General features: G+C 66.0%; 2 protein-coding genes. Both read left to right on the top strand.

The genetic code is table 11. The features are described from left to right. The first annotated feature begins 196 nt into the window (after positions 1-196). Complete coding sequence (locus tag EN914_RS30555; RefSeq protein WP_024503133.1) at positions 197-1,447, top strand: D-amino acid dehydrogenase; 1,251 nt, start codon at positions 197-199, stop codon at positions 1,445-1,447. Position 1,448: 1 nt separating this feature from the next. Then, on the top strand, positions 1,449-2,837 hold a 1,389-nt coding region (locus EN914_RS30550), incomplete at its 3' end, for an alanine/ornithine racemase family PLP-dependent enzyme (RefSeq protein ID WP_127389486.1).

Raw genomic sequence — 2,837 nt, 5'->3', positions numbered from 1 at the left:
ACCCCGCAACGCGACGATCTCGACCAGATCGTCGCCGACGCGCTCGCCTGGGAGCGCATCCTGACCGGCAAGAACTCCGCGCGCGGCTGAGCCGGGTTCTCCCAAGGGCTCGCAAGCCGGGCAGCGAAGCGCTATTGAAGGCGTTCGCGGCACGGCGCGGAGGCGCGGCGCCGCGAGGAGATCTTGGGGGAATGGCATGAAAATAACGGTGCTCGGGGCCGGTGTCGTCGGTACGGCGGCCGCCTATTATCTGGCCAGCGACGGCCATGAGGTGACGGTGATCGAGCGCCATCCGGCGGCGGCACAAGGCACCAGCCAGTCCAATGCCGGCCTGGTGTCACCGGGTGACGCCACCGCCTGGGCCTCGCCGGCGGCTTTGAAGACCTTCCTGCGCGGGCTCTACAACCATGATCTCGGCATCAAGGTCAGGCTGCGCCTTGATCCCTATTTCCTCGCCTGGAGCCTGCGTTTCCTGCGCCAGTGCACGGTGGCGCGCCTGCGCGCCAACACCGACATCAAGCTCAGGCTCGCGCTCTATTCGCGCGACTGCATCAATGCGCTTTCGGAAGCGACCGGCATCCATTACGACGAGCGCAAGAAGGGCATTCTCTATTTCTTCCGCTCGCAAAAGAGCCTCGACACCGGCACCGACAATTACCGTTATCTTGCCAAGCACGGCCTGCCGATCGAAATCGTCGGCCGCGACCGGCTGGTCGAGCTGGAACCGGGCCTTGCCGGCGTCAAGGACAAGATTGCCGGCGGCGTCTATTCGCCAACCGACCAGACCGGAGATTCCAAGCAGTTTGTCGACAGGCTGGCCGCCTATGCGGCCGAGAAGCTCGGCGTCAAATTCCTGTTCGGCACGACAGTCGAAGGCCTCGACATCGAGGGCGACCGGGTGCGCGCGGTGATGACTTCGGCCGGCCCGGTCGCCGGCGATGCGGTTGTCATCTCGATGGGGCCGGAAAGCGGCCTGCTCGGGCGCCGTTACGGCATCGACCTGCCCGTCTATCCGGTAAAAGGCTATACCGCGACGATTCCCCTGGAGGACGAAAGCAGGGGACCGACCATGGGCGGCGCCGACGAGGACCGGCTGATCGGCTATTCCAGGCTGGGCAACCGCTTGCGGATGTCCTCGACGGCCGAATTCACCGGCTTCGACCGCACTTTCAAGCCCGCCGATTTCAAGACGATCATCAGCACCGGCAAAGATCTTTTCCCGGGTGCCTTCGACGAGAAGAAGGCTGTGTTCTGGGCGGGTCTGCGCCCGATGATGCCGAACTCGGTGCCGGTCATCGGCCAGGCGCGCTACAAGAATCTCTATCTCGACACCGGCCACGGCCATGTCGGCTGGACCATGGCCTGCGGTTCGGGAAAATTCCTCGCCGACCTCGTTTCGGGCCGCAAGCCGGAGATCGACCCGCAGGGGCTGGTCTACGGGGGCTAGGATGTCGGGACCGCAAGTCGCCATCGACCTTGGCCGCATCGAGCGCAACGCGCGCACCATCGTCGAGCGCTGCGCGCTGTCGGGCATAAAAGTGTTCGGCGTCACCAAGGGCACTTGCGGCATGCCGCAAGTGGCACGCGCCATGCTGCGCGGCGGCGTCGCCGGCATCGCCGAATCGCGTTTCGAGAACATCCGCCGGCTGCGCGACAGCGGCATCAACGCACCGATCATGCTGCTGCGCAGCCCGCCGATGGCGCGGGTCGAGGAGGTGGTGCGCACCGTCGACATCAGCCTGCAATCGGAACTCGCCACCATCCGCGAAATTTCGCGCATCGCCGAGCGCATGGGCCGCGTCCACGACATCATGCTGATGATCGATCTCGGCGATCTCCGCGAAGGCATCTGGCCGAACGACCTGATCCCCACGGTTGAGCAGATCCTGCAGTTCAAGGGCGTGCGCATCGCCGGCATCGGCACCAATCTCGGCTGCTTCGGCGCCATCATGCCGACGCCGGAAAACCTTGGGCAGCTCGTCGCCCATGCCTACAAGACCGAGCGCCTGTCCGGCAAAAGCCTCGACGTGATTTCCGGCGGCGCCTCGTCGTCGCTGCCGCTGCTGCTCGAAGGCAGGCTGCCGGCCGGCATCAACAATCTGCGCGTCGGCGAGGCGATCCTGCAAGGTGGCGTCGAGACCTTCCGCGATGCGCCGTGGGCCGAGCTCGAACCCGATGCCTGCCGGCTGACCAGCGACATTATCGAGGTCAAGCTCAAGCCGTCACGGCCGATCGGCCAATCGGGCTACGACGCCTTCGGCAACCAGCCGGTCTTCCCCGACGAAGGCGACAGGCTGCGCGCCATCGCCAATATCGGCCGCGAGGACGTGCTGGTCGAGGGGCTGACGCCGATCGCCAGGGGGATCCGGGTGCTGGGCGCCTCCAGCGACCATCTGCTTTTGGACGTCGCCGATGCCGACCCGCCGCTGGCCGTCGGCGACCGCGTCGCCTTCCGCATGAGCTATGGCGCCATGCTTTTGGCAATGACCTCGGAATATGTCGAGAAGGCCCCGATGCACGACGTCGAGGATTTTTCCGGCCGCAAGATGGTGCAGATCACGGCCGAACCTGGAGCCGCCGGCATCCTGGCCCGGGAAGGCACCGGCGCGCGGCTGGAGGCGATGAATTTCGACGTCGTCGAATTGGCCGATATCGAGCGGCCGCCATCGGGACTGGTCCGGCTGACCGCCGGCGCCGATCGTCGCGTCGCGCACAAGGCGCTGACCGCGACGGCGCGAGCCACGCATTCCTTCGGCCTGATCTGGATCGATTCCATCGCCGCCCTGATGCCGGAGGACGAGGACGGCATCGACCTGCCGGAAGGCTCGGTCCTGGCG

This window comes from Mesorhizobium sp. M7A.F.Ca.CA.001.08.2.1 (assembly GCF_003998455.1).
GTDB classification, from domain to species: domain Bacteria; phylum Pseudomonadota; class Alphaproteobacteria; order Rhizobiales; family Rhizobiaceae; genus Mesorhizobium; species Mesorhizobium ciceri.
This window is presented reverse-complemented; position numbering and strand designations above follow the sequence as displayed.